Here is a 25161-nt window from a genome sequence, read left to right as displayed (position 1 = left end):
GTTTATTAAGGCAAAATATTAGGAGGAATATCATGAACACGATCACTTTAGAAAAAGTGAAATCCATCAAAACACTTAATAATATTGCAGAAACTGGATTAAAGGTATTCACTAAGGGTAATTTTCAGATTAACAACGACAATGAAAATCCGGATGCCATACTCGTTCGCAGCTTTAATATGCACTCAGTAGAAATCGGCAATAATTTAAAGGCAATTGCAAGAGCTGGTGCAGGCGTGAATAATATTCCGATAGAAAAATGTACAGAACAAGGTATCGTTGTATTTAATACCCCTGGGGCGAATGCCAATGCTGTAAAAGAAATGGTACTAACTACATTAATATCTTCTTCCCGCAACCTTTTTGACGGTATTGCTTGGGTAAAAGCATTGGATGGCGAAGGTGGTCAAATTCCAAAGCTGGTGGAAGCTGGAAAAAAGCAGTTTGTAGGAAAAGAAATTAAAGGTAAAACCTTAGGTGTCATTGGTTTAGGTGCAATTGGTGCCCTTGTCGCAAATGATGCGCTTGATTTAGATATGGATGTAATCGGGTTTGACCCGTTTATCTCAGTCGATACGGCTTGGAATTTGTCACGCAACGTACAACGTGCAATAACAATTGAACAGTTGTTCTCAGAATCTGATTATATTACGGTGCACGTACCGTTTACCGAAAATACAAAAGAAATGTTTAACGAAGCAACATTCAGCATAATGAAGCCAGGTGTTCATATCTTAAACTTCTCACGTGGCGAGCTTGTAAATGAAAAGCACATGGCTGCCGCTCTCGAAAACGGGATAGTTGGGAAGTATATTACAGATTTCCCAAATGAAAATGTGCTGAAAATGAAAAATACAATTCCGATTCCGCACCTAGGTGCCTCTTCACAAGAATCAGAGGAAAATTGTGCAATAATGGCGGCTCGTCAGGTGAAGGAGTTTTTAGAAACAGGGAACATTAAAAACTCAGTGAATTTCCCAAATACTTACCTGCCTTATACAGGAAAACAGCGAGTATTGGCTTGGCACCACAATGTCCCTAACATGGTCGGCCAGATTACTTCCGCTATATCTAGTTATCATTTAAACATTGCGGATATGGTCAACAGAAGCCGAGGGGAATATGCATATACAATGATTGACATTGATAATAAAGTGAACGGTGATGTTATTCCAGCATTAGAGGAAAAAATCAAACAAATTTCTGGTATGGTCACCGCACGAATTATTTAAAAATTAAAGAGGAAATAAGTTAAGTTTCCATGAAAATGGAGCCAGGTTTCAATACTGGCTCCATTTTTCGTGCCTCTATTTATGATACGGTCCCCCGTAACTAGCAAGGTTTCCCTCATTTTTCCGTAAATTATATCATGCTTCCATTCGTCTCTATTACCTCTTTATACCAATAATAGCTTTTCTTCTTGATACGGCGAAGATCGTGTATTCCTTCTTCATGTTGATTTACATAGACAAATCCGTATCGTTTTTGGAAACCGTTTAGCCAGCTTAGGAGGTCTGTAAATGACCATGTACAATAACCCAGCATGTCCACTCCATCGCTAATGGCTTCTTGTACCGCCTTTATATGTACTTGGAGATATCTAATACGATACTCATCATTAACGATATCACCGTCTTCGAGATGATCATATTCACCTAAGCCATTTTCACTGATTAAGATTGGTAAATTGTATCGACTCGTGATGCGGCGAAGGGCAATTCGAAGTCCGGTTGGATCGATATTCCAATCCCAATTTGTTCTTTCGAGATTCTCATTTCTGACGGTTTTATAGAGACCTGGTACACCCGTATCTTGTGTAGTGCCTTTCTTTCCTGATGTATTCATTTTCCCTTCAGCTACACCGTCTAAAGTGTTCTTTTCAAAGGTTGTGGTTTGATAATAGTTCAATCCCATAAAATCAGGTGTACCTTCTTTTAATAATTCGAAATCACCGCTTTCGACATTTGGAGCTAAATCTTTTCTTTCTAAGTAATCCCAAGCTGCCTTAGGGTATGTTCCCCAAGCATAGACATCCATCCACCAATGGGCATTAAACTCTTCTGCATTTTCAGAAGCAAGGATGTCCTCAGGTTTAGAGGACGAAGCATATGATGGAGAGTATGCAAAGCTCGGACCAATCTTGCCGTCTGGAACATATTTGCGGAACTCTTTGATTGTACTTGCATTTGCTAGATTAGCATGATGATTGACTTGATAGAAAATTTTTTCATCCTTTACTCCTGGAGGATGAAGGGCTGTTCTATATCCAAAACTAGTAAAAATGTTTTGTTCGTTCAAGCTCACCCAATACTTAACACGGTCACCAAAGTGCTTAAATAATGTAACGGAATAATCGGTAAAGTCTTTGACAATCTCACGAGATTCCCAACCACCATACTCATCTTGAAGCGCCTGCGGTAAATCCCAATGATAGATGGTTAAGATTGGTTCTATTTTGTTAGTAATTAGCTCATCAATTAAGTCACTATAGAACTGGATGCCTTTTTCATTTACCTCTCCTTTGCCTTTTGGAAAAATACGAGTCCATGCAACAGAAAAGCGATAGGCTTTCAAACCCATTTCCGCCATCAGACGTACATCCTCTTTATAACGATGGTAATGGTCAACTGCAATATCACCATTCGTTCCTTTAAAGGTTTTACCAGGAATCCGGACAAACTGGTCCCAGTTAGAAGGTCCCTTTCCATCTTTATCCCATGCACCTTCTACTTGGTAGGCTGCAGAAGCAGACCCCCACATAAATGTGCTGGGAAAAGGCTTTAATTTCTCGTGTATCATCCATCTTCCCTCCTATATCTATTTCGCTTAGTGTAAACATATGATCCATCAACTTGAGGTTAACATGGTTTATTGGTTAAAAGGTTTTGATTCCTTTGTAAAAAATGGTATAGCGCTCCAACTAAATTGGAGTCATTTCCAAATTTACATGGATGAATTTGAATGTCTACACAATGTTCATTCGGTTTCATAACCTTAAGCTTTTCGTTAATTCGGTCAATGAAACCTTCACGCTTACTAATTGCTCCGCCGATTAAAATTTTTTCTGGATCAATGATATATTGCAAATTATAAATCCCTACTGCTAAGCGTTTAATAAACTTATCAATTTCATCCTGTACTTCTAAGTCGCCTTCATCCGCCATGTTAAACACGGTTAGTCCGTCAAGCATATAGGGGTCCATGTTTTTACGCTTTGCAACCTGCTTAACTAAACCCCAAGTAGCAGCAAGTGAACTCCAAGTCTCCCCTATTGGCTGATTCAAATAATCTTCGAGAATCATATAACCAAATTCACCGCCAAAAAGATTGCTGCCCCGGCGAACTTTTTTATCCAGAACAAGTGCTCCACCAATTCCAGTACCGATAACAATACAAATATAATCATTGATTCCTTTAGCAGCACCAATCCAACCCTCTGCTAATCCTGCACAATTCGCATCGTTTTCAAGTTCAACCGGCAGTGCTGTTCGTTCTTGGATTAATTCCTTTATATTGGGACCATGGATATATGGAATGGCCGTGGTTCCTTTAATAAACCCAGATTCCACATCTACCGCTCCAGGTAAACTTAGGGTTACTCCGCTTAATACACAACTATTTTGTAATTCTTTCACTACGGAATCAATTACATTTATAAATGAGTCAATGCCATCTTTCGGTGTTGTAACTGAATTTTTTTCAAAAAAATGACCTTCACTATCCATAAGGGAATATTTGATTGCGGAACCGCCAACATCAAAAACCGCATAATAATTCATCGATAATCCCCCCTAACACCCATAGAAGTCTTGTTTTTACTTTTTTCCTAAAATATTTACCAGAAGGTTTTGTTAGTCCCGCACGACTCCCTGACAATGAGTTCAGAGTCCGTAAATACAGGCTTTAAACTCGATTTTCCATCAATTAAATCATTTAACATATAGGCTGATAATTTACCAATTTTCTCCTTTTCCTGTTTAACGGTGGTGAGTTTAGGGTCACTGTAACGGCATGCAGCAATGTCATCACATCCGATAACTCGGATTTCCTTTGGAACATGTAATCCGGCTTCTTTAATTGCCCTTAGTGCACCTAACGCCATTAAGTCTGATGCAGCGAAAATGGCTTCTGGATATTCCTTCAAGCTAAGCATTTCCTTCATGGATCTATAGCCGCTTTCTTCATTATAATCACCGTACTGAATCCACTCTTCTCTTATTTCAAGACCGAACTGAGTCATAGCATTTTTGAAGCCTTTTAACCTGAGATTAGAAATGACAGAATCACGCATCCCGCCAATATATCCGATTTTCCGAAGGGAATTCAGATAAAAATGCTCGACCACTTTTCTAGATAAATTCACATTATCCGTCATGACATAGCTTGCCCTGGGTCCTGCTAACTCTATATCAATTCCAATGCAGGGAAAACCGCTTTCTGCTAGTTCATAAGTAGCATCCTCTACTTCCTCACCAGCAATAATCAAACAGCCATCCACGTTAAAATGCTTGCATCTAGCTAAATAACTTCCTTGATCTTGTAAGAAATGCTCATTGGAAAACAGTAAGATGTCGTAGCCAAGTAATCCAATATTTTTCTTAAAGGTTGAAATAACCTCATTGAAATATGGATGCGTCATATCAACATTGATATTACCAGCATAGATAAGGCCGATGAGATTCGACTTTTTAGTCGCCAGTGATCGAGCAGAAAAATTAGGCGCGTAACTCATTTCATTAATAACCGCTAGGACTTTACTTTTTGTCTTCTCACTTATTCCCCCATAATTATTTATGACCTTCGAAACGGTTGCCTGTGATACTCCTGCCATTTGTGCAATGTCTTTTATCGTTAAACTCATTGTGTTATCCCTTCTATCCCGTCTAAATATCTTTCCTGCTGCTAGATTACTAAGAGTTACAGAGTGAAACAATAGCTAGGCAGGTAAATCCATTATTTTACAGAACCATCCGTAATACTAGAAATAAATAATCGGTTAAATAATAAGAAAACGATTAATAATGGAACTGTAGCCCAGAATACACCAGATAAAATCATACCAAAATCGATATTATGTGTATTGCTCAATTGTGCCAATGCTACTTGAATCGTATACGTTTCTGGATCTCTTAGAATCGTAAACTGCCATAGGAATTCTCCCCAAACTGCAGTAAATACAATGATTCCAAGTGTCGCAAATGCCGGTAAGATAATCGGTAAAACAATCCTCCAGTAGATTCGAAAGTTCGAACATCCATCTAATTTTGCAGCTTCAATTAATTCATCCGGAACTGCTTCTGTAATATATTGTCTCATTAGAAATATCCCTAAAGGATTTAAAAAGAATAAAATCATAACACCTGGTAAGCTATCAAGTAGACCTGCTTTAGAAATTAAGAAATATTGAGGAATTAACCCTAATTGCGGCGGGATAATCATGGTTACTAAAACCGCCACAAAAAATATGTTTTTGCCTGGGAATTTAAATTTTGCAAAAGCGAACCCCGCTAATGAACTAATAAATAGAACCACGATTGTAACGACTGAGCACAGTACAAACGAATTCCACATCCCACCGAAGAAATCAATTTGATTTAATACCTTATTTAAGTTTTCTACCAGCATATTTCCTGGTGTAAGGGTCGGCGGAATTGAGTTGTATGCAGCACTTGGCCTTGTTGCCATCACGAACATCCAATAGAAAGGAAACAAGGACAGGATTGAAGCAATGAATAGAAATAAGTAAACAATAGTACTGCCTATGGAGAATTTTTTTCGACTTCTCTTGTCTTGATTACTCATTCCTTAACACCTCTCTTCTTCCTTCCAAAGCCTTGAGTTAATCTTATATTAATTACTGCAAATATAGTAATAATAACCAATAGAATAATCGCTGTTGCGGAAGCTGTTCCAAATGATTGTAATTTAAAGGCATCTCGATACAAGTACATGACAATGGTCATAGCTTCGTCCCTTGTGAAAGCATCAGCTCCTAAGAATACAGTTGGTTCAGAGAACAATTGCATCGAGCCAACTGTTGATGTAAATACAGTTAGGATAATAAATGGCTTCATCATCGGGATCGTAATAAACAAAAGCTGCTGAAACTTATTGGCCCCATCGACGGTCGCCGCTTCATATAAATCATTCGGGATACTTTGAATTCCTGCTAAATAAATGATTGTATTGTATCCTACCCATCTCCAGAATACCATTATTGATATTGCAATTTTCGTTCCCCATTCAGAAGCAGCCCAAGCGATTGGGTCCATTCCAAGGAAATGAGTTAAAACATAATTAGCAAGGGAGGATTCATGGTTACTGAATAACACACTAAATATAAGGGCTACGGCAACCATTGAAGTTAAATAAGGCATAAATATCGTTACTCGAAAGTATCCTTTGAACTTAAGAAAAGTCATATTAAGTAAGTAGGCTAGAATAAGGCCGACAATTAATTGTGGAGCAGTTCCCATAATCCCCATAATGATCGTGTTATACACTGATTTCCAAAACAGGGGATCGGATAACACGAGTTGAAAGTTTGCTAATCCATTAAACTTCATAGGGCTTAGGCCATTCCATTTTTGGAAGGCAAGGTAAATACTAAAAAGTGCAGGGTATAGGCCGATAAGTGTAAAAATTATGAAGAAAGGCGCTATATATAAATATCCTGAAATCATGTCCTTTTTTGCTTCAGACCTAAATTTCTTCCTTCTAAATATAGGTTCTTTCTTACTGATAGAATTCATTTTCACGCCTCGTTTCTGTTTCAAGATAGTATGGTGCCTTAAGCGCCCATATCCTTTTGTCTATTCACCATTCACATTGATGTTAATAAAGCCCTATATGTGAAGGATGGCCGGCCTACTCCCTTAATCCTTTTTTGAGCTAAAGGATGGTAAAGGTAAGCCGACCATGATTGGTGTTTGTTTGGTATTTATTCTGCTTTCGTTTATCCCCCGTGGAATTAACTTAGAAGTTTAGCAGACTAGCGCTTCATAAGTTCTTCAGTACGCTTCACAGCTGCTTTCCATTCTTTTTCTGGGTCCGCACCCTCGTTTTGGACATTTTTCAGTGCATTCAATATTTCGTTATGAATTGGAAAATATTTTTCGCCTTTATATCCAATACCAGCGATGTCTTGAGCAGCTTCAGCGAATACTGGAGCTGTTGCTTGACCACCGAAGAATTCATCTTTATTTGACTTGAACTCTTCCTTTTCATATACAGATTCAGCAGAAGGGAATAATCCATGGCTTTGGAATGATTTCAATTGATTTTCTGGTGATACCAGCCATTCAATAAAATCGTAAGCTTCTTGTGCATGTTTTGTTTCACTTGGCACTGCGATGTAAGAACCACCCCAGTTAGCAGCAAATTCGGTTGGCAATGTAGCCACATTCCATTTACCAACGGCGTCAGGAGCATTTCCTTCCATCCAGCCTTTTAACCAGCCTGCACCCAGCTCTGCAGCAAACTCACCCTTATTAACGGCATTCGCCCACTCTGGACTCCACATTTCATATTTTCCAACGATTCCTAGTTCATTTAGATGAACCGCATAATCATATGCTTTTTTCACTTCACTGTTTTCCCCAAGATTTAATTCATTCTTAGGAGTCAAATAGGCTGTTTTTGCAGCATCTAAATAGGCTCTGTATGCCATTTCGATACTATCAACAAAAGGCATTCCAGTTTTTTCTTTTATCTTTAATCCAGCTTCTTCAAACGCTTTTGGTGAATTAATTAGAGCAGCCACCTCTGCTGGGTCCGTTGGAAGACCTGCTTGCTCAAATAAGTCTGTGCGGTAGTACAATGCTTTCGGACCGATATCCGTTGGAAGACCAAATAAAAAGTCTCCATCCGCATTTTCTCCACTTTCCCATTTCCAATCTAAGTACTGGTCCTTGACATCCTTCGCACCAAGGTCATATAAATTCTCAAAACGATCCTGAGCTACTTTAAAACGGTCGAATTGGTCTATTTCAAGCATCGCGATATCAGGTGCACCACTTCCAGCAGATAGTGAAGTAAATAATGCATCGTGATGATCAGCTGTTTCAGATGATTTTACTTTAATTTTTATATTTGGATTTTCTTTTTCGTATTCTTTTGCTAACTCTTCATAACCAGTTGCACCAAATGTCCAAAAGTCCAACGTGATTTCTTCCTTTTTCCCGCCATCATCATTTGTACCACTAGATTTTTCAGTATTTTCTCCACTACAGGCCGCTAAAGAAAGTGCAAGCAGTGACGATAATCCAAAAGCAGTAACTTTTTTCATACTTTTCAAGTTCATGACCCCCCAAATAATAATATAGTTTAATAGTCTTTTAAACTTTTAGATTAAAATCTAAAAATGTACACCTCCTAAAATTTCTAGGTTCTGATTATTAGGAAACCGGTTTCCGAATTACCAAAAATTAACTAGGTAATCGCTTACAACTACATAATAATCCCTCAAAATAGATAAATCAATATATTTTTTTACAATTCTTTAAATAAAGTTACTAAAATATGGATTATAATTAAGCTATTTTTCAATAAAAAAACGAAAAAAACAGCGGTTTTGCGAGAAAAATAGCGAATTACGAAACCGATTTCGCAGATAGAAATCTAAAAAAAAAATGGGCATATCCGCTAAAGATTCTTACGGAAATGCCGATTTTTTTTTTATGTCCAGCTGGACCTACCAAATAAGTAATACCGTCCCAACCGTTATGACGATCCCGCCTATTATCGTGTGTTTTGCCGCTTTTTCTTTTAATATCCAAAAGCTCAGTATCATTGTGATGACAACGCTAAATTTATCAATAGGCGCGACAATGGAAACCTTCCCCATAGCTAATGCTGCAAAATAGCATAGCCAAGATAATCCGGTAGCTATTCCTGATAGAATTAAAAAGAGATACCCTTTTTTCGAAATGTTTTTCATGTCTTTATGAGTTCCTTGGAAAAATACAATTGCCCACGCAAATAAAAGGATTACAATCGTTCGGAGGAAAGTAGCCACATTGGAATCAACATCTTCCATACCGACTTTTGCTAATATGGAGGTTAAGGCTGCAAATACGGCCGCTAAAATAGCATAAACAATATAACGTTGTGATCCTGAAAATCGTTTCTTTTCTTCATTTTTCCCTATCAGTATAAAGGTTCCAATCCCTATAATAGCTCCCCCGGCTAAAATGAGAGGTTCTGCTGGCTCACCTAGAACAAGAACTGAAAAAATTATCGTGAGCACAACACTGGATTTATCAATTGGGACCACTTTGGAAACATCCCCAATGGCGAGTGCCTTAAAGAAAAATAACCACGAGAAACCTGTCGCAAAACCAGATAATACAATAAACCATAAAGCGCTGGTAGAAATCTGAGGAATACTGTCAAGCTGGCCGGTTATGATGACAATGATAAAGGCCATAATTAATACCACAATCGTCCGAATAGCTGTTGCTAAATTGGAATTGACATTTTCAATGCCGACCTTTGCTAAAATTGCGGTAAAAGAAGCAAATAAAGCCGCTAGTAATGCTAAAATAATACTCATTATGCACCTACTTTTTTATGTAAATTTTTTCTAGGGTATTTCCCCCCTATCACTATGTACGACTATTGTTCTAAATTTCCTTCTTATTTTTCATGTTTTATAAACATCCATTGGATAAACATTAGAACTAGAAAAGGCTTACTACCATTTAAGTGAGTAAGCCTTTAGAGTATTTCTAGGTTCCTATGAAAGGACCACCGATATTTCTGAACTAAAATCTCTCATGTCTATTAAAGACTTTGCTGACCATTTTATTGAACCCGTCATGTATTCCATTCGCCGGTCTTCCATTTTGGATATGGTCTGTATAAGTGCTCATCTGTTTGACAAAGTCCCGATTGGTTGAGATATATACATTTTGTATAGATGCGTCCGCATCCCGCACTTGCTGAGCAATCTGATCTTCAACATATGGGTAAAGTTCACCATGAAAGTCGTCATCCATAACAACACCGACATAGGCATTACGATTGGCAGCAATGACCTCCGCACGTTTAACTTCATCCAGGTTCTGAACATTCTCTTCTGCTTTCTTCACTACCCTTAACCCTGATTGGTTCGTCGTTGTGTTAGTTTGATTGTTTGTATTGGTAAAATTCAAATTTGGATTTCCTAAACTGTTTACTATATTTGCAGCACCAGCATTCCGATTACTCATTTCACCGTGCTGATCTGTTTCTCTGCCTTCTTCCTTCATATTACACCCAGCAGCAAGCGCAGAAATGAATAAACAGGCTACTAAGATTCCAAACTTCTTCATAAAATTCCTCCTAAAATGAGTTCATGCTTACAATTACCTATATCTCTTCTTTTTATGTAGTGATTAGGAGGAATTTTATAAAAGAATAAACAGAAGGTATTCAAAACACACTAAACCAATGATGAGCTTTGTATGAGGAGGATTCCCATGGATAGTGTGTTTGATTATGAAGATATTCAATTAATTCCTGCAAAAAGTGTTGTAAATAGCCGTACTGAGTGTGATACCACCGTTACGTTTGGAAGCAGAACCTTTAAGCTGCCTGTGGTACCTGCCAATATGCAGACCATTATTGACGAAAGGATTGCTGTCTACTTAGCTGAAAATGACTATTTTTATATTATGCATCGCTTTGAGCCAGAAAAGCGGCTAGGTTTTATAAAAGACATGAAATCACGCGGGCTATACGCCTCTATCAGTGTTGGAGTCAAAGAAGAGGAGTATGAATTTATTAAGCAGGCAGCTGATGAGCAGCTTTCCCCAGAATTCATTACAATTGATATTGCGCACGGGCATTCCAATGCTGTGATTAAGATGATTCAACATATTAAGCAACACTTGCCTCAAAGCTTTGTGATTGCCGGTAATGTTGGAACTCCAGAGGCCGTTCGAGAATTAGAGCGGGCTGGTGCAGATGCAACAAAGGTTGGAATTGGACCAGGAAAGGTTTGTATCACGAAGATTAAGACTGGATTTGGAACAGGCGGCTGGCAGTTAGCAGCTCTTTGCTGGTGCGCTAAAGCTGCTAGTAAGCCAATCATTGCTGATGGCGGTATTCGTACCCATGGCGATATTGCGAAATCGATAAGATTTGGTGCAAGTATGGTGATGATCGGTTCTTTATTTGCTGGTCACGAAGAATCTCCTGGAGAAACGATTGAAAAAGATGGGAAGCTCTATAAAGAATACTTTGGTTCCGCCTCAGAATATCAAAAAGGTGAACGGAAAAACGTAGAAGGCAAGAAAATGCTGGTGGAGCACAAGGGTTCATTAATCGATACGCTAATTGAAATGGAGCAAGATCTTCAATCCTCTATTTCCTATGCCGGCGGAAAAGAGTTAGATGCCATTCGTCATGTAGATTATGTCATTGTGAAGAATTCTATTTTTAATGGGGATAAAGCTTATTAGGGGATTATTACAGAAAGATGAGCAGGATTAGCGAACGGAGCCCCCAAAATCAGAGTCTTTATGAGTGACCGGCTTCTTCTTTTTTTACAGGGTTAGGGATTCTCATTGCTCTTATGAGTGACCGATTCTTCTCTTTTAACAAGGTTACGGGCTCTCATCGCTCTTATGAGTGACCGACTCTTCTCTTTTTACAAGGTTACGGGCTCTCATTGTTCTTATGAGTGACCGATTTTTCTTTTTTAACAAGGTTACGGGCTCTCATTGCTCTTATGAGTGACACCTTCTTCTCTTTTTTACAAGATTACGGGCTCTCATTGCTCTTATGAGTGACAACTTCTTCTCTTTTTTACAAGATTACGGGCTCTCATCCTAATCAGGATTCATTTAGCCCTATTTTACGATGCAAATAAACGCAAACAACCCGACTCCCAATAAATGTGGGAATCGGGTTTAACCTGCCTGAGCTTTATTCTTTTGGATGTTCTCCACTTGTTGGTCCAGCCATGTCATCATATTACTTAGAAACTTCTCTTTTTCTGGCCCATCAAAGGGTCTATGCTTTGCTGCAGGATATTCAAACAACTGTTTCTCTTTAGATGAAACTTGCTTAAAAAAATGACCAAGCTTTGTTGGCGGGGTAATTTTATCACGAAGTCCGTATTGTAACAAAAACGGCATCGTTATCTTAGGTGCCTGATTTAATACTCTTGATATACCTTGGATAAGACCGCGTCCTAAACCAGGTGTAATGATATTATGACGTAAAAAGTCTGAATAAAATTCGTCAGCACCCGCTGACTTTTTCTTCATTAATTTTCTAGGCTTTTTAATGCTGAGGTCAGGCTTCAATTTCCCCAATAAGGTTATACCGAATCGCTCAAATCTGGTCACTTCATAAGAGATACCAGGAGCAATGGCAATGATCCCTGAGATACCGGAACTAAAATCCAATACATAATCAAGGGCAATTACCCCGCCCATACTATGTCCGATAATATATAATGGTAGCCCAGGCTGCTTTTTCGAAACTAACGTTCGAAACTCATGTAAGTCGCCTCGATATTCATCCCAACTTTTTATAAATCCTCTATTCCCCGAGCTTTTTCCATGACCGCGCAAATCAAATGTATAAACGATATATCCTCCTTGAACCAGGCCATTACTTATATTGTGCAGGCCGCCGCTATGGTCACCGTGTCCATGGACGATAATAACTGATGCTTTAGGAGCTGTTAATGGTTCGATCACTTGATAAAATAATTCAGCTCCATCGACACCAGTAAAAGTCCCTTCTCTTGTCATTCTGGGGTAATCCTCCTGATGCAGAAATATTTAATGATGTATAGTATATCACAATGTTTTTGAACATATCTAATGAATAAATTTCTACTATATGGAACCCTGCTCTTGCTCCATATTTTGTCGAACATCAGGTGAGATATTTTCCATCATTGTTGAATAAAAATAGTATAAATATACATTTTCACATAGAAAGGGGAATCACTTCTTATGGATGTCTGTATTTCTTGTGGAAAGGAATTATGTCTTATGGAGAGGAACCGCTGTGAGTGCTGGGACTGCAGGGATACGACAACCGAGGCATATACAGAAGATGAATAACTGGTTTCATGTTGATTGAGATTCGTAATTAATGTGAAGGGCTGCTTGATTTATTCAAGCGGCCCTTCATTTGCTTAGTTCAAATCACTCATTAACCCAAGAAAGGCCAAGTGTCCCAACCCCTGTATGAACACCTGCCACGGTTATGAGCATTAGTTTTTCTGTTTTTATTTGAGGGAATGTATGATTAATTAATTGTTCTAACCCCTCTGCCCGTTCCTTGTCATTAGCATGTACAATGGCAACCTTTTGAACAGCTTTTGTTTCTAGGTCTTCCTTTAAATTATTGACCAGCCATGCAATTGCCTTCTTTTCCGTACGGACTTTATCCTTAATCTTTGCTGCTCCATCCTCAATCGATAAAATCGGTTTAATATTAAATAATGAGGCTAATATTTTTTGACTTCCAGACACTCTGCCGCTTTTGTGAAGCTGATCAAGATTTGACGGAACCAAATATAATTTAGTGTGCTCACGCAGGCTGTTTAATTTTGATACAACCTCTTCTATTTCGAGTCCTTGTCCAACTAATTCAATCCCTCTTTTTACTAAAAACGATAAGGGATACGAACCCGTATGGGAATCAATCGCAAATAATTTAAATCCAGCCATTTCTGCTGCCATTACAGACGTTTGATACGTTCCAGTTAATGTACTGGAAGCATGTATGGCTATGCCAAAGTCATATTCTGCTTTTAACTTTTCATAAAGGTCTACGATGTCCCCGATATTTGGTTGAGAGGATTGGAACTTCCCTTCCTCATTTTTCATTCGATCATAAAAGTCTTCTTCAGTAATATCGATGGTTTCTTTATAAAATTTATCATTAATGACAACATGCAAGGGAATGACATGGATATGGTGCTTTTCAATAAACTCTTTGCTAAGAGATGATGTCGTGTCGGTAATCCATGCAATTTTTGGCTTATTCATATTATCCTCTTCCTTCTTAATGTTCTCTTAATCTATATAAGTGGAATTAAAATAGTAGTATTGTAATGAGGTTAAGATTACAAAAAGGAGTACTTTTTCACCAGTTATATTTGTCATATATGATAAAGTTTTTTAGGTCTAACAAACATAATTGTCACCACTTTGACAAACCTAAATCAAAATCAACCTGATTTTACTTAAATAGTGGTATAGTAAAAGAAAGTATTTTTATTATTCCAAAAAGATAATTTTTAAAGTAATATAGAGTGAATTAAGTGTTTCAAAACTGAACTGATTAAAAAGAATGAGGTGTAACCATGAAACAGGAGATTTCATTTATTCCAAGAGAACAATTAAAGGCTAAGCCTGATACCGCTTCACTTGGTTTCGGCAAGTATTTCAGTGATTACATGTTTGCAATGGACTATCATAGTGACTTGGGCTGGTTTGATCCGCGAATTACGCCTTATGAGCAGTTAACACTTGACCCATCAGCAATGGTTTTTCACTATGGACAAGCAATTTTTGAAGGAATGAAAGCATATAAAACTCCGGATGGATCCATCCAGCTATTCCGCCCAGAGAAAAACATGAAGCGTTTAAATGAATCATGCGATCGGCTTTGCATTCCTCAAATTGATGAGGAGTTCTTATTAGAAGGAATTAAACAATTAATTAGCACTGAAAAAGATTGGGTTCCAGCCGGTGAAGGAACTTCACTTTACATTCGCCCGTTTATTTTTTCAACAGAGCCTTATCTTGGTGTACGCCCGGCGAAGCAGTATAAATTGTTAGTCATCCTCTCCCCTTCTGGTGCTTATTATGGCAGCCAGTTGAGTCCGGTTAAAATATACGTGGAAGAGCAATTTGTTCGCGCGGTAATTGGGGGCGTTGGCCATGTAAAGACCGCAGGCAACTATGCTGCCAGCCTGAAAGCGCAGGAAAAGGCAGATGCAGGCGGCTATGCCCAAATCCTTTGGCTTGATGCGAAGGAGAATAAATATGTAGAAGAAGTCGGCAGTATGAATATCTTCTTCAAAATCAATGGCGAAGTGGTCACTCCGAGGTTAAACGGCAGTATTTTACCAGGTGTTACCCGTGATTCCGTGATTCAATTATTAAAATATTGGAATATCCCTGTTCGTGAAGAGAAAATTTCCATTGAAGAGGTCTTTGCAGCACATAAGCGCGGGGAACTTGAGGAAGTATTTGGAGCAGGAACCGCTGCTGTTATTTCACCTGTGGGTGAACTAACTTGGAAAGATCAATCTATTATTATCAATAACAATAACATCGGTCAGCTGTCTCAGGACATTTACGATGAAATGACAGGAATTCAACTTGGTAAAAAAGAAGATCCATTTAACTGGACCGTTAAAGTTGCCTCTGTAGAAGCTTAATCTGAATATGCCTTTGTAAAGATCCAGTTTACCTGGATCTTTTTTTATGGCTGTCTTTGCAGACGAGTTTTTTTGAATTACTACAAGTTAAAATGAATCAAGCACTCTTATGATTCCCTCTTACGTATTTTTTCGGGTTCAGCGGGAACCAGCCAGCTCTTCTGATTCCCGCTAACGTAATTTTTCAGGTTCAACGGGAACCAGCCAGCTCTTCTGATTCCCTCTTACATAATTTTTCAGGTTCAACGGGAATCAGATGGCCCTTCTAATTCAAGTTGAGACATTTTCTACAAACAAAGATCATATAGAAACGATACTTTTTTTATATATGATTGAATAGAATTACAACGATAAGGAAAAGAAATAATTGAAACAATGAGTCTATCTTTCTCGTCTTAGATTATGAATAGATTTAGAAAGGATATATGAACTTGAAACGTAATAGGAAAGGAAAATTAATCTTTACATTATTTATTGCTTTTATCATTTTTTTCTTAATAAAAAACCCTTTAGGATTGAACTTCCTTAATAGATTAACGATGGAATCTGATGACTTACCAACAGAACTCCATCCTGTCGTAAAGGAGCGGAGCAATCAATTAATCCAACAATCCGCCGAAAAAGGGATTGTAATTCTGATTACGGATGACTTCCGCAGTATGGAGGATCAGAATGCGCTATATGAAAAAGGCCGGAGCTCTGAAGGAAGCATCGTAACGCATGCAAGGGGCGGCGAATCCTTTCATAACTTTGGGCTGGCGATTGACTTTGCAATTAAAACTCCTGATGAAAATATCATCTGGGATATGCAATACGATGGGAATCAGAATGGGAAAAGTGATTGGAACGAAGTAGTGGAACTGGCAAAAGCATTGGGATTTGAATGGGGCGGTGACTGGGCACAATTTAAAGATTATCCTCATTTACAAATGAATTTCGGGTTAACTCTCGCTGACTTACAGAACGGAAAACGACCTGATGAGTCGTCTTTGACAGCGGATACCAACTAGGAAGAACAGCATCCCTCATTTTTTTAAAAAAAGCAAGATCCAGAATTGAGCTCTGGATTTTTTTTTGCAGTCAATACGCACCACTTGTAAAGAGTGTTATGATTGACTGTGATTGTTTTTACAAAAATATGTTTACAATGCTACTAATGATAAATACAAGATAGGATGAAGATATGAAGAAAGAAGTTAGGCTGCAGGTTAAATCAAAGTTCGTTAATAAATATAAAAATGGTTATCCGCTTATTACAAAGGACACCGTCATGAATCCCAATGTCCTAGATGAAGAGGGTATCGTGTTAAAGCTTGTCGATGAACAGAACAAGTTTATTGCCAAAGGCTACTATGGGAAGCAAAATAAAGGTCTTGGCTGGGTGCTTAGCAACCATGAAAAAGAACAGTTTAATCATCATTTTTTTGAAAAGACCCTCAAGGCTGCCTTAGATAGAAGAGAACATTTTTTTCAGAGTACTGAAACAACAGCGTTTCGAGTGTTTAACGGTGAAGGCGATGGAATTGGCGGATTAACGATTGATTACTTTGATGGTTATTACGTTATTACCTGGTACAGTGTAGGCATTTATCAATTTCGAGACTTTATCATAGACTCATTGAAGAATTTAGTGGAGTATAAAGGCATTTATCAGAAAAAGCGTTTTGATGAAAGTGGTAAATACATTGAAGAAGATGACTTTGTCGCGGGCGAACGAGGAGAGTTCCCCATTATCGTGAAAGAAAATGGCGTCAATATTGCCATTTATTTAAATGACAGTGCCATGGTCGGTGTATTCTTAGATCAAATAGATGTTAGAAAAAAATTACGAGATGTCTATTCAAAAGGAAAACGAGTATTAAATACATTCTCCTATACCGGTGTATTTTCAGTGTTTGCCGCTTTAGGCGGCGCAACGAAAACGACCAGTGTTGACCTTGCGAATCGAAGTAAAAGTAAAACAATCGAGCAGTTTAATGTGAATGGTATTTCTGAGGAAACTCAAGATATCATAGTAGAGGATGTATTCAAATACTTCAAATATGCCGTAAAAAAAGGGCTGCTGTTTGATGTCGTGATTCTTGATCCTCCAAGCTTTGCAAGATCGAAAAAGTTTGTCTTCAGCGCAGAAAAAGATTATAAAAACCTGTTAAAAGAAGCGATCTCCATCACCGAGGACAACGGAATCATCATCGCATCAACCAATGCCAGCTCCTTTGGCATGGACAAATTTAAAGGATTCATCGATACCGCCTTTAAAGAATCAAATAAACACTATAAACTAATGGAAGAATTTTCACTACCTGAAGATTTTAAAACCAATAGACACTATCCAGAATCCGACTACCTAAAAGTAGTCTTCATAAAAAAATTAAAATAACTGGCCGCCTGAGGTGTGGAAGTGTCCACCCCAGGTGGACACTGTCCACGAGCGGTGCCTGTCACCGTGACTTTGTCACGGTGACAGGCACCGCTCCTAAAGGGAACCTACTTGAACAATAGTGAATTTTCTGTTATATTTAGATATAATTAAATACTTTCTTACTTCATTACCTTTTGAAGTGAGGATAGAGGCGCAAAGACCATTAGTACGCAGTTTGAGGATGATGAGGTCCTAGGACGATTGCGGAAAGGGGAATTTGCCGAAGTGGATGGAATCTCATTTTTCTAGACCGCTGGTTCTGCTATTGAAGAAATACAGAACTGTCATATAGGAGACTATATGGAGGGCTATCTTACGCAAAGGAACGGTTTTTTATTTTGTTTCTACTGCAGCAGCGAGCCTTCGTTGCTGTTTTTTTGCGTTAACTTTTGACTGACCTTAAAGCCACCTCTAATCTTTCAAAAAAAAATGATATAAAGGGTGAATATGATGAATTTTGGCCAAGTGTTAACAGCGATGGTAACGCCATTTGATCAGCATGGTGAGGTTGACTTTAACGCAGCAAGAACATTAGTAAATTATTTAATAGACAATGGTTCTGATGGATTAGTAGTTTCAGGTACCACCGGAGAATCACCAACCTTAACTACAGAAGAAAAGGTCAATTTATTTAAATTGGTTGTCGAAACAGCCGCAGGCAGAGTACCTGTCATTGCCGGCACTGGCAGCAATAATACAAGAGCTTCTATCAGCTTAACAAAGCTGGCTGAAGAAGCGGGTGTAGATGGAATTATGCTTGTAACACCTTATTATAATAAGCCTTCACAGGAAGGAATGTTTCAGCACTTTAAAGCGATTGCTGATTCCACTTCCTTGCCGGTAATGCTTTATAACATTCCTGGACGCAGTGTTGTAAACCTGTCGGTTGAAACCATTGTCCGACTCTCAGAAGTTAGTAATATCGCAGCAGTGAAAGAAGCCAGCGGAAATCTAGATGCGATGGCAGAAATTATTAACCTGACTCCAGACGATTTTACCCTGTACAGCGGAGATGACGGCCTAACTTTACCTGTTCTATCCATAGGCGGTGCGGGCGTGGTTTCTGTTGCCTCGCATATTATTGGTAATGAGATGCAGGAAATGATTAATCAGTTTAAAATCGGACGAGTGCAGGAAGCAGCGGTTTCACATCGCAGGCTTCTCCCAATTATGAAAGCATTATTTACGGCACCAAATCCAACACCAGTAAAAGCTGCTTTAAATATGCAAGGAGTCCAGGTAGGAGATGTCCGCCTGCCAATGATTCCATTAAATGATCAAGAAATAAGTGAACTTCAAAAGGTCCTTCCTTCTAAGTCACTCGTTTAAATTTAAATGCGAAGTTGCCTGTCCCTCTTAGGGGCAGGCAACTTCATTTTGTTGATAAAGCCTTTTATAACTAAAAGAAGAGTACTTTATTGGGGGGTCAGTTCTATAAAGCTATTAAAGTATGAGAGCCCGTAACCTTATAAAAAATGAGAAATCGGTCACTCATAAGGGCGATGAGAGCCCGTAACCTTATAAATAGTGAGAAATCGGTCACTCATAAGGGCGATGAGAGCCTGTAACCTTATAAATAGTGAGAAATCGGTCACTCATAAGAGCGATGAGAACCCGTAACCTTATAAATAGTGAAGAAGCAGTCACTCATAAAAGCAATGAGAACCCATACCCCTAGAAATAGTTAGGCCTCGAGCAGGCTCAAAATTCTCTCCTCATTCCTACCCGCTAATCAAACGTTTGATTAGTTATCTACTCGTACAACCAACTTAATTACCTGTTTGGATTTATTCTAGAAAGGATAAACTATTTGGGAGGTAAAAAGTGGAATAGGGAGAGAATTTTATGACAACAAGTCATGATGCACGATTGAATTATTTAGGACGTAATCTACTTTCAGGCTGCTTACTCGGCCTTGGTTTTGTTGCTTTTATTGATGAAGCAGTTTTCCATCAGATCCTGCATTGGCACCATTTCTATGACAAGTCGACACCTGATATTGGGCTCGTTTCGGATGGAATCTTTCATGCCTTTAGTTGGTTTTCAACGATATCTGGAGCCTTTCTTGTCTCGGATCTTCGCCGAAGGAATGCTTGGTGGCCAAAGAGATGGATAGGAGGATTTCTGCTTGGAGGTGGTGCGTTCCAATTGTATGACGGAACTATCCAGCACAAATTAATGCGTATCCATCAGATTCGCTATAACGTGGAGATTGCCCCATACGACTGGGTATGGAATATCATAGCCGCCATAATGCTGATAGCTGGGTTAATCCTTATTTTTCGGACAGGCCGGGAATCGAAAGTGATGGAAGGGACTGTTTAAATGGAACATAACCATGTCCATCAAGCCAGCGGGACAGCCTTTGACCTGCTCTTGGCTCTCCCCTTTGTCCTGGCGGTTATCGTTTATTTACGAATGGCAGTAGTCTCAAACCACCGCTGTAAACGCTGGCCATTCTATCGATTTGTATGCTGGATACTCGGAGTAATATTTGCAGCCGCTGCACTAATAGGTCCCATGGCTAAACTCGCTCATGAAAGCTTCACGGCGCATATGGTCGGTCATCTTTTCCTTGGAATGCTTGCTCCGCTCCTATTAGTCCTTGCTGCTCCAATGACTCTTCTGATGCGAACCTTAAGTGTTAGATCTGCTAGAAGACTATCACGTATATTAAAAAGTTTACCATTAAGCATTTACTGCAATCCAGTTGTGGCTTCAACCCTCAATATCGGAGGATTATGGATATTGTATACTACAGAGCTATACTCAGCGATGCAGCATAACTTCCTGCTGCATATAGTCGTACATATTCACGTATTCCTAGCAGGATATCTCTATACAATATCCATTCTCTATATTGACCCTATACCACACCGGTATGGTTTTATTTATCGCGCTGTCGTGTTAATCCTGTCATTAGCTGCCCATGGTATTCTATCGAAGTACATTTATGCTTATCCACCTATGGGTGTACCTAGAGAACAGGCTGAAATGGGAGGAATGATCATGTATTATGGCGGGGATCTAGTGGAGATCGTTTTGATTTCCATTTTTTGTCAACAATGGTATAAAGCTGCACGCCCGCGAATGACTGTTTCCTTCACACAATAAAAATATGGTAAAAGCCTGTGTTCCTTAAAAAATTATCATCCACACAGGCTTTTTGTTTATCCTATCAAGTAAGAAATAATTTCTCGATTTGTAGTTTGATGGGAATCTGGGATGTCATCACGGGTTGACTTCAGGGCAAAATAATAGGTATTGCTGCTATCTTGATAGGTGTTATTTTTTAATAAATTCATTTCCGCTCCCATGCTGTTAAAAAGCTGCTCATAAAATTGGCTCTGCGTCATCGTGTCTACTGAACAAAAATGAAATATTCCCTTGAGATTATGCTCCATAATATAGCGCAGCTGAATACCGAGTTGCACATCTGAAAGATTATTACATTCAAGATTGCTGTAGACATCTATCACGTTATTCTTTTTTATGCTTTCCTTCATACTGTTCCATCTTGGAGAATCCACCCCCCAAATCGCTGGAATTCGGATAATTTTTACCCTTTCATCTAATATGTCTTTTAATATATTTTCACACTCAATCTTAAAGTTTCCGTAATCTGATTCAGCAATTGTTAAGTCTGTTTCAGTATGTGGTTTTGAAAAATCTCCATCAAATACATTTGTTGTGGAAAAGAAATACAGCTTACTTTTCATATTTCGTAATACTTCCGCCAGTTCTTTATGAAACTTTAGCTGCTGATCAAACTCTCCTCTAATACAAGAAATCACACTATCGGGTTGAATAGATGAAATAATTTCTATCATCTTACTTATATCCTGAACCTCTAATTGGAACTGCCTATCCTCAGGGAGATTGGTTATAAACTTAGTAGAATATGTACCATAAACATCATATCCGTGCTTAAATTCATTAATTAAGGCTTTTCCAACGAGACCGCTACCGCCAAGAATAAGAATTTTCCCCATTAATTGATATCCCCCATTCACTTTGCTTCCTGTTATCTTACATACTCTCAAAAAACACAATTCTATTTCCAAAAGGATCTGTAACACTAACCTCTAGAGTATTCCAGGATGTTTTTTCAATACCTGGACGAGAATACTTGTACTTTTTTGATAAAAGATTTGCTTGAAATAAACGAATATTATCTACTTCTATTCTAATGCTTGCTCCCGGACTACAATCACCATGATGTTCCGAAAGATGAAGATATAAGCCTCCATTGGATATTTGCATATACAAAGGCATCTCATCCTCAAATCGATGTTCCCAATCCAACTCAAACTCCAAAAAGTTCAAGTAAAATTCTTTGGCCTTTTCCTCATCAAATATTCGAAATATTGGTATTGAACTTTTCATTGTTATATTAGACTTATTCAAAATATTTTCATCCATTGCTTAATCTCTCCTCTTTTTGCCTATTATGATAAAAAGTGATTACGTTTGTTATATTCAGCAATTGCCTCATGGCCTGCATAAGTTTGACTCTAAGGAAATATGATTAAATAAGTATCCTAAAGAAGGAGTTGTTTGAATGGGTATCTTTAATAAAATTGCTCTATTTTTTGTTGTCGTATATTCTGTCGTGATAATTTTAAATACTTATTTAGGAGAAACTGAACGGGTTCAATCCAATGTAATTTACCTTTTAATGAATGGATTTGCATATATTGTTTCAGCCATGGAAATGGAAAAAAGAAAAGTTGTGTTATCAAATTCGTAAATTATTTTGATACCTCTTTGTTAATCAAACGTTTGATTAGTTCTTATAATCCTATCAAAATCCTTTTATACCAAGGTTCCAGTTCATTTAATCAAACGTTTGATTAGTTATCGTTTCAGCTATTTTCTTTAATTCTATCGAACGCAAAACAATATATTTTTTCATGTATTTCTCTAAAAACATTTTATCGATTAAAACTCCAATGGGTCCCAGCCGTGATTTATATTGAAAGTGATCTATCATTAAAGTTCCTTCAGCTTCGTCCATAAACTGATGAATATGTATAAAGGACTTAAATATTCCCTTGACCATTTTTTCTACAAAACTATGGGGCTTTTCCATAAAGATTACTCTTGTGGTGCACCTTTGTTTAATCCCAAACTGTACAGACTCCCATGTCACACTGTCCCCTTCCTCCAATAATCCTTTTGGTACACCCCCAACAGCTTTCTTCTTCGTTACTAATGTAGTTCGAGCATGAATGTCTACGTCTCTTGCTATGTTAAAACAAACCTCTATTGGAGCCTGAATAAACTGTTTGTGATCAATAACCGGCATGCCTGACTACTCCGTTTCTATCATTCATTACATCATATTCCAGCTGACAATATACTCTGTCTGCTCATTTGGAAGAGGGATATTAGGTTCCTCCACAATCCAGCTGCCTTCTATATCTAATTCCTTACATGCTAATTCAAACTGACACATGGCAATTCCCATATCCAATAGCTGCATATCATATCCTAATGAAGAGCTGTAATTGGGCGTATGTTCAATGAAGAAGTGACATAATTTTCGATCAGAAGATAATAAGAGTCTCCAAGGCTGTTTATTAGAAGCAGATGGTCCAAGCCTAACCATTTCAATTGGTAGTCCAAGTGAACCAGCGTTTTCCTTGGTCAAGGGTACATTGAATTCGGAATCTGAGAAAAGCTTTTCCCAAGGCTTCTTATTATCTGCTTTTACAACGTAACGAAGTGCCTTATCGAAGACTCTTTGCTTTTGGTTCGGATAGCCAATGGGTGTTATACAGGGAATGAAATCCCCTTCTGTAAGTTGAATTTCCTGTTCAAACGAATTCCGATTAAATGTTCCACCCATCCAACAAGTACCTATGTTTTGCTCGGTAAGCATAATGACTACTTTTTGAAAAATGTAAGCAAACTCCACAAGTGAGAATTTACTATTTGTTGTGACACCGACCAAATAGGCCTGTGGATTTTTGATAAATCCATATGTCCCCAGCTTAATTCCTTTATCGCTTACATTGTTGGTTACTTGTATGAACTCGATTCTGCCCTTATTCCCAAATGGCCCAACAAGGTTTTCTTCATTTCTTAGGTAATCCATTATTTGCATTAAGTGAGAATCCTTTATGCCTTCAGCAGCATATGTTCTAACCGATTGCCGTTTTTTCATGGTTTCAATGGCTGATTGAGCTAAACTCATAAAGACCCTCCTTTTATATAATGTGGCTGTTATTGAGATTGACGCTTAAACCACTTCCATAATTGTATCCAATCTTATTTTAACCACACGCGCTAGAAAATCATAGAAAAAGATAATTACCGCTTTCCAGTAAACAAGAAAAAGAGTGATCACTATAAAAGTAATCACTCTTTTCAAAGTATTTATGGGCCTAAATGGACTCGAACCATCGACCTCACGCTTATCAGGCGTGCGCTCTAACCAGCTGAGCTATAGGCCCTTAGAAATATGGAGCGGGTGATGAGAATCGAACTCACAACATCAGCTTGGAAGGCTGAGGTTTTACCACTAAACTACACCCGCAAAAAAAATGGCTGGGCTAGCTGGATTTGAACCAACGCATGTCGCAGTCAAAGTGCGATGCCTTACCGCTTGGCTATAGCCCAATATATAATATAAAATGGGGCGGCTGATGGGAATCGAACCCACGAATGCCTGAACCACAATCAGGTGCGTTAACCACTTCGCCACAACCGCCAAAACAATATAGTTGAGGTTTAACAGTTTAAACCTTGAGATTTAATTGGTTGCGGGGACAGGATTTGAACCTGCGACCTTCGGGTTATGAGCCCGACGAGCTACCAGACTGCTCCACCCCGCGACAATAATAATCAAAAACATGGTTATTTCACTGACGTGAAAAACTTTGGTGGAGGATGACGGGATCGAACCGCCGACCCTCTGCTTGTAAGGCAGATGCTCTCCCAGCTGAGCTAATCCTCCATATAATGGAAAGTTATTTTCGCTAAGGCGAAAAAACTTTGGTGACCCCTACGGGATTCGAACCCGTGTTACCGCCGTGAAAGGGCGGTGTCTTAACCGCTTGACCAAGGGGCCTCATGATAATTTTGAAAAATAAAAGCCCCATAGGGGCAATGCCTGGCAACGTCCTACTCTCACAGGGACAAAGTCCCAACTACCATCGGCGCTGAGAAGCTTAACTTCCGTGTTCGGTATGGGAACGGGTGTGACCTTCTCGCCATTATTGCCAGACTATTTTGTTGAGGATTCATTCCCTCAAAACTAGATAATTTCAGAAGAAGTTTGTAAAACGAGTTCGCTTTAAAATTGGTTAAGTCCTCGAACGATTAGTATCAGTCAGCT

At 38.5% G+C, this 25161-nt stretch carries 23 protein-coding genes, 7 tRNA genes, 1 rRNA gene and 1 riboswitch; of the genes, 9 read left to right on the top strand and 22 right to left on the bottom strand.

The features are described from left to right. Positions 1 to 32: 32 nt before the first annotated feature. On the top strand, positions 33 to 1232 hold the full coding sequence (locus tag H0184_RS25990) for a phosphoglycerate dehydrogenase (RefSeq protein ID WP_221830441.1): 1200 nt from the start codon (positions 33 to 35) through the stop codon (positions 1230 to 1232). A gap of 130 nt (positions 1233 to 1362) precedes the next feature. Here H0184_RS25990 and H0184_RS25985 read toward each other — a convergent pair whose 3' ends face one another. The 8 genes from H0184_RS25985 to H0184_RS25950 form a co-directional block, all read right to left on the bottom strand. After that, positions 1363 to 2799, bottom strand: coding sequence for a glycoside hydrolase family 1 protein (locus H0184_RS25985; RefSeq protein WP_221830439.1), 1437 nt, complete (start codon positions 2797 to 2799; stop codon positions 1363 to 1365). 59 nt (positions 2800 to 2858) lie between these two features. Beyond that, positions 2859 to 3779, bottom strand: coding sequence for an ROK family protein (locus H0184_RS25980; protein WP_221830437.1), 921 nt, complete (start codon positions 3777 to 3779; stop codon positions 2859 to 2861). Between the two features lie 56 nt (positions 3780 to 3835). Next, entirely contained in the window at positions 3836 to 4861 is a 1026-nt protein-coding gene (locus H0184_RS25975) for a LacI family DNA-binding transcriptional regulator (protein WP_221830436.1), read from the bottom strand. Between the two features lie 92 nt (positions 4862 to 4953). Next, on the bottom strand, positions 4954 to 5802 hold the full coding sequence (locus H0184_RS25970; RefSeq protein WP_221830434.1) for a carbohydrate ABC transporter permease: 849 nt from the start codon (positions 5800 to 5802) through the stop codon (positions 4954 to 4956). Further along, positions 5799 to 6752: a carbohydrate ABC transporter permease gene (locus tag H0184_RS25965; protein WP_221830432.1), complete on the bottom strand. Its 954-nt coding sequence runs from the start codon at positions 6750 to 6752 to the stop codon at positions 5799 to 5801. The genes H0184_RS25970 and H0184_RS25965 overlap by 4 nt, the downstream gene beginning before the upstream one ends. 239 nt (positions 6753 to 6991) lie before the next feature. Then, complete coding sequence (locus H0184_RS25960; RefSeq protein ID WP_260631811.1) at positions 6992 to 8302, bottom strand: ABC transporter substrate-binding protein; 1311 nt, start codon at positions 8300 to 8302, stop codon at positions 6992 to 6994. Positions 8303 to 8692: 390 nt separating this feature from the next. Then, positions 8693 to 9553 carry an EamA family transporter gene (locus tag H0184_RS25955; protein ID WP_221830430.1) on the bottom strand — a complete coding sequence of 287 codons (861 nt, stop codon included), beginning with the start codon at positions 9551 to 9553 and terminating at the stop codon, positions 8693 to 8695. Between the two features lie 211 nt (positions 9554 to 9764). Next, the gene (locus H0184_RS25950; protein WP_221830428.1) at positions 9765 to 10313 is read right to left on the bottom strand and encodes a YhcN/YlaJ family sporulation lipoprotein; all 549 of its coding nucleotides are present in this window, start codon (positions 10311 to 10313) and stop codon (positions 9765 to 9767) included. Positions 10314 to 10460: 147 nt separating this feature from the next. Here H0184_RS25950 and guaC point away from each other — a divergent pair, with 147 nt between their 5' ends. Further along, positions 10461 to 11444 (top strand): GMP reductase, encoded by a 984-nt coding sequence (gene guaC / locus H0184_RS25945; protein ID WP_221830413.1) that lies wholly within the window; start codon positions 10461 to 10463, stop codon positions 11442 to 11444. 450 nt (positions 11445 to 11894) lie between these two features. Here the strand turns inward: guaC and H0184_RS25940 are convergent, their stop codons facing one another. Beyond that, a complete protein-coding gene (locus tag H0184_RS25940; RefSeq protein ID WP_221830411.1) occupies positions 11895 to 12746 on the bottom strand; it encodes an alpha/beta hydrolase in 852 nt (283 codons plus the stop codon). Between the two features lie 402 nt (positions 12747 to 13148). After that, on the bottom strand, positions 13149 to 13997 hold the full coding sequence (locus tag H0184_RS25935; RefSeq protein WP_221830409.1) for a DegV family protein: 849 nt from the start codon (positions 13995 to 13997) through the stop codon (positions 13149 to 13151). Between the two features lie 317 nt (positions 13998 to 14314). On the opposite strand from H0184_RS25935, the gene H0184_RS25930 reads away from it, so the two are divergent. The 6 genes from H0184_RS25930 to H0184_RS25905 all read left to right on the top strand — a co-directional run bounded on the left by H0184_RS25930 (position 14315) and on the right by H0184_RS25905 (position 20933). Next, positions 14315 to 15397, top strand: a complete 1083-nt coding sequence (locus tag H0184_RS25930; protein WP_221830407.1) for a branched-chain amino acid aminotransferase — start codon at positions 14315 to 14317, stop codon at positions 15395 to 15397. A 425-nt stretch (positions 15398 to 15822) separates the two neighbouring features. Continuing rightward, positions 15823 to 16407 (top strand): M15 family metallopeptidase, encoded by a 585-nt coding sequence (locus H0184_RS25925; RefSeq protein ID WP_221830406.1) that lies wholly within the window; start codon positions 15823 to 15825, stop codon positions 16405 to 16407. A gap of 173 nt (positions 16408 to 16580) precedes the next feature. Beyond that, a complete protein-coding gene (locus H0184_RS25920) occupies positions 16581 to 17777 on the top strand; it encodes a class I SAM-dependent rRNA methyltransferase (protein WP_221830404.1) in 1197 nt (398 codons plus the stop codon). Between the two features lie 180 nt (positions 17778 to 17957). After that, a riboswitch (Lysine riboswitch) is annotated at positions 17958 to 18138 on the top strand. A gap of 131 nt (positions 18139 to 18269) precedes the next feature. Continuing rightward, on the top strand, positions 18270 to 19148 hold the full coding sequence (gene dapA / locus H0184_RS25915) for a 4-hydroxy-tetrahydrodipicolinate synthase (RefSeq protein WP_221830402.1): 879 nt from the start codon (positions 18270 to 18272) through the stop codon (positions 19146 to 19148). A gap of 516 nt (positions 19149 to 19664) precedes the next feature. Further along, complete coding sequence (locus tag H0184_RS25910) at positions 19665 to 20144, top strand: DUF2243 domain-containing protein (protein WP_221830401.1); 480 nt, start codon at positions 19665 to 19667, stop codon at positions 20142 to 20144. After that, positions 20145 to 20933, top strand: coding sequence for a cytochrome c oxidase assembly protein (locus H0184_RS25905; RefSeq protein ID WP_221830399.1), 789 nt, complete (start codon positions 20145 to 20147; stop codon positions 20931 to 20933). A gap of 56 nt (positions 20934 to 20989) precedes the next feature. Here H0184_RS25905 and H0184_RS25900 read toward each other — a convergent pair whose 3' ends face one another. Next, complete coding sequence (locus H0184_RS25900; protein ID WP_221830397.1) at positions 20990 to 21811, bottom strand: sugar nucleotide-binding protein; 822 nt, start codon at positions 21809 to 21811, stop codon at positions 20990 to 20992. Between the two features lie 37 nt (positions 21812 to 21848). Beyond that, entirely contained in the window at positions 21849 to 22241 is a 393-nt protein-coding gene (locus H0184_RS25895; protein ID WP_260631810.1) for a VOC family protein, read from the bottom strand. 139 nt (positions 22242 to 22380) lie between these two features. On the opposite strand from H0184_RS25895, the gene H0184_RS25890 reads away from it, so the two are divergent. Continuing rightward, a complete protein-coding gene (locus H0184_RS25890) occupies positions 22381 to 22569 on the top strand; it encodes a hypothetical protein (protein WP_221830389.1) in 189 nt (62 codons plus the stop codon). An 87-nt stretch (positions 22570 to 22656) separates the two neighbouring features. On the opposite strand, the gene H0184_RS25885 is transcribed toward H0184_RS25890, so the two are convergent. From H0184_RS25885 to rrf, 10 genes are all read right to left on the bottom strand, one after another. Next, positions 22657 to 23127, bottom strand: a complete 471-nt coding sequence (locus H0184_RS25885; RefSeq protein ID WP_221830386.1) for an SRPBCC family protein — start codon at positions 23125 to 23127, stop codon at positions 22657 to 22659. 27 nt (positions 23128 to 23154) lie between these two features. Further along, entirely contained in the window at positions 23155 to 24018 is an 864-nt protein-coding gene (locus H0184_RS25880) for a nitroreductase family protein (RefSeq protein WP_221830384.1), read from the bottom strand. A gap of 185 nt (positions 24019 to 24203) precedes the next feature. Next, positions 24204 to 24277 (bottom strand) — tRNA-Ile (locus tag H0184_RS25875). Positions 24278 to 24286: 9 nt separating this feature from the next. Then, positions 24287 to 24360 (bottom strand) — tRNA-Gly (locus H0184_RS25870). A gap of 8 nt (positions 24361 to 24368) precedes the next feature. Continuing rightward, positions 24369 to 24443, bottom strand: a tRNA-Gln gene (locus tag H0184_RS25865). 15 nt (positions 24444 to 24458) lie between these two features. Further along, positions 24459 to 24534 (bottom strand) — tRNA-His (locus H0184_RS25860). Between the two features lie 47 nt (positions 24535 to 24581). Next, positions 24582 to 24658, bottom strand: a tRNA-Met gene (locus H0184_RS25855). 46 nt (positions 24659 to 24704) lie between these two features. Next, positions 24705 to 24780 (bottom strand) — tRNA-Val (locus H0184_RS25850). Positions 24781 to 24819: 39 nt separating this feature from the next. After that, positions 24820 to 24894 (bottom strand) — tRNA-Glu (locus H0184_RS25845). 40 nt (positions 24895 to 24934) lie between these two features. Continuing rightward, positions 24935 to 25050: ribosomal RNA gene (rrf, locus tag H0184_RS25840) — 5S ribosomal RNA — on the bottom strand. Between the last annotated feature and the right edge of the window lie 111 nt (positions 25051 to 25161).

It is taken from the genome of Neobacillus niacini (genome assembly GCF_019749295.1).
GTDB lineage: Bacteria > Bacillota > Bacilli > Bacillales > Cytobacillaceae > Neobacillus > Neobacillus niacini_D.
This window is presented reverse-complemented; position numbering and strand designations above follow the sequence as displayed.

Bases quoted from the DNA above. Each gene is read 5' to 3' on its own strand.
- H0184_RS25890 (WP_221830389.1), top strand. From the start codon at position 22,381: ATGGGTATCTTTAATAAAATTGCTCTATTTTTTGTTGTCGTATATTCT.
- H0184_RS25920 (WP_221830404.1), top strand. From the start codon at position 16,581: ATGAAGAAAGAAGTTAGGCTGCAGGTTAAATCAAAGTTCGTTAATAAA.
- H0184_RS25950 (WP_221830428.1), bottom strand. From the start codon at position 10,313: ATGAAGAAGTTTGGAATCTTAGTAGCCTGTTTATTCATTTCTGCGCTT.
- H0184_RS25935 (WP_221830409.1), bottom strand. From the start codon at position 13,997: ATGAATAAGCCAAAAATTGCATGGATTACCGACACGACATCATCTCTT.
- H0184_RS25895 (WP_260631810.1), bottom strand. From the start codon at position 22,241: ATGGATGAAAATATTTTGAATAAGTCTAATATAACAATGAAAAGTTCA.
- H0184_RS25885 (WP_221830386.1), bottom strand. From the start codon at position 23,127: ATGCCGGTTATTGATCACAAACAGTTTATTCAGGCTCCAATAGAGGTT.
- H0184_RS25955 (WP_221830430.1), bottom strand. From the start codon at position 9,553: ATGAGTATTATTTTAGCATTACTAGCGGCTTTATTTGCTTCTTTTACC.
- H0184_RS25880 (WP_221830384.1), bottom strand. From the start codon at position 24,018: ATGAGTTTAGCTCAATCAGCCATTGAAACCATGAAAAAACGGCAATCG.
- H0184_RS25925 (WP_221830406.1), top strand. From the start codon at position 15,823: ATGAACTTGAAACGTAATAGGAAAGGAAAATTAATCTTTACATTATTT.
- H0184_RS25970 (WP_221830434.1), bottom strand. From the start codon at position 5,802: ATGAGTAATCAAGACAAGAGAAGTCGAAAAAAATTCTCCATAGGCAGT.
- H0184_RS25930 (WP_221830407.1), top strand. From the start codon at position 14,315: ATGAAACAGGAGATTTCATTTATTCCAAGAGAACAATTAAAGGCTAAG.
- H0184_RS25905 (WP_221830399.1), top strand. From the start codon at position 20,145: ATGGAACATAACCATGTCCATCAAGCCAGCGGGACAGCCTTTGACCTG.
- H0184_RS25990 (WP_221830441.1), top strand. From the start codon at position 33: ATGAACACGATCACTTTAGAAAAAGTGAAATCCATCAAAACACTTAAT.
- H0184_RS25910 (WP_221830401.1), top strand. From the start codon at position 19,665: ATGACAACAAGTCATGATGCACGATTGAATTATTTAGGACGTAATCTA.
- H0184_RS25940 (WP_221830411.1), bottom strand. From the start codon at position 12,746: ATGACAAGAGAAGGGACTTTTACTGGTGTCGATGGAGCTGAATTATTT.
- H0184_RS25960 (WP_260631811.1), bottom strand. From the start codon at position 8,302: ATGAACTTGAAAAGTATGAAAAAAGTTACTGCTTTTGGATTATCGTCA.
- H0184_RS25975 (WP_221830436.1), bottom strand. From the start codon at position 4,861: ATGAGTTTAACGATAAAAGACATTGCACAAATGGCAGGAGTATCACAG.
- H0184_RS25900 (WP_221830397.1), bottom strand. From the start codon at position 21,811: ATGGGGAAAATTCTTATTCTTGGCGGTAGCGGTCTCGTTGGAAAAGCC.
- dapA (WP_221830402.1), top strand. From the start codon at position 18,270: ATGAATTTTGGCCAAGTGTTAACAGCGATGGTAACGCCATTTGATCAG.
- H0184_RS25980 (WP_221830437.1), bottom strand. From the start codon at position 3,779: ATGAATTATTATGCGGTTTTTGATGTTGGCGGTTCCGCAATCAAATAT.
- H0184_RS25965 (WP_221830432.1), bottom strand. From the start codon at position 6,752: ATGAATTCTATCAGTAAGAAAGAACCTATATTTAGAAGGAAGAAATTT.
- guaC (WP_221830413.1), top strand. From the start codon at position 10,461: ATGGATAGTGTGTTTGATTATGAAGATATTCAATTAATTCCTGCAAAA.
- H0184_RS25985 (WP_221830439.1), bottom strand. From the start codon at position 2,799: ATGATACACGAGAAATTAAAGCCTTTTCCCAGCACATTTATGTGGGGG.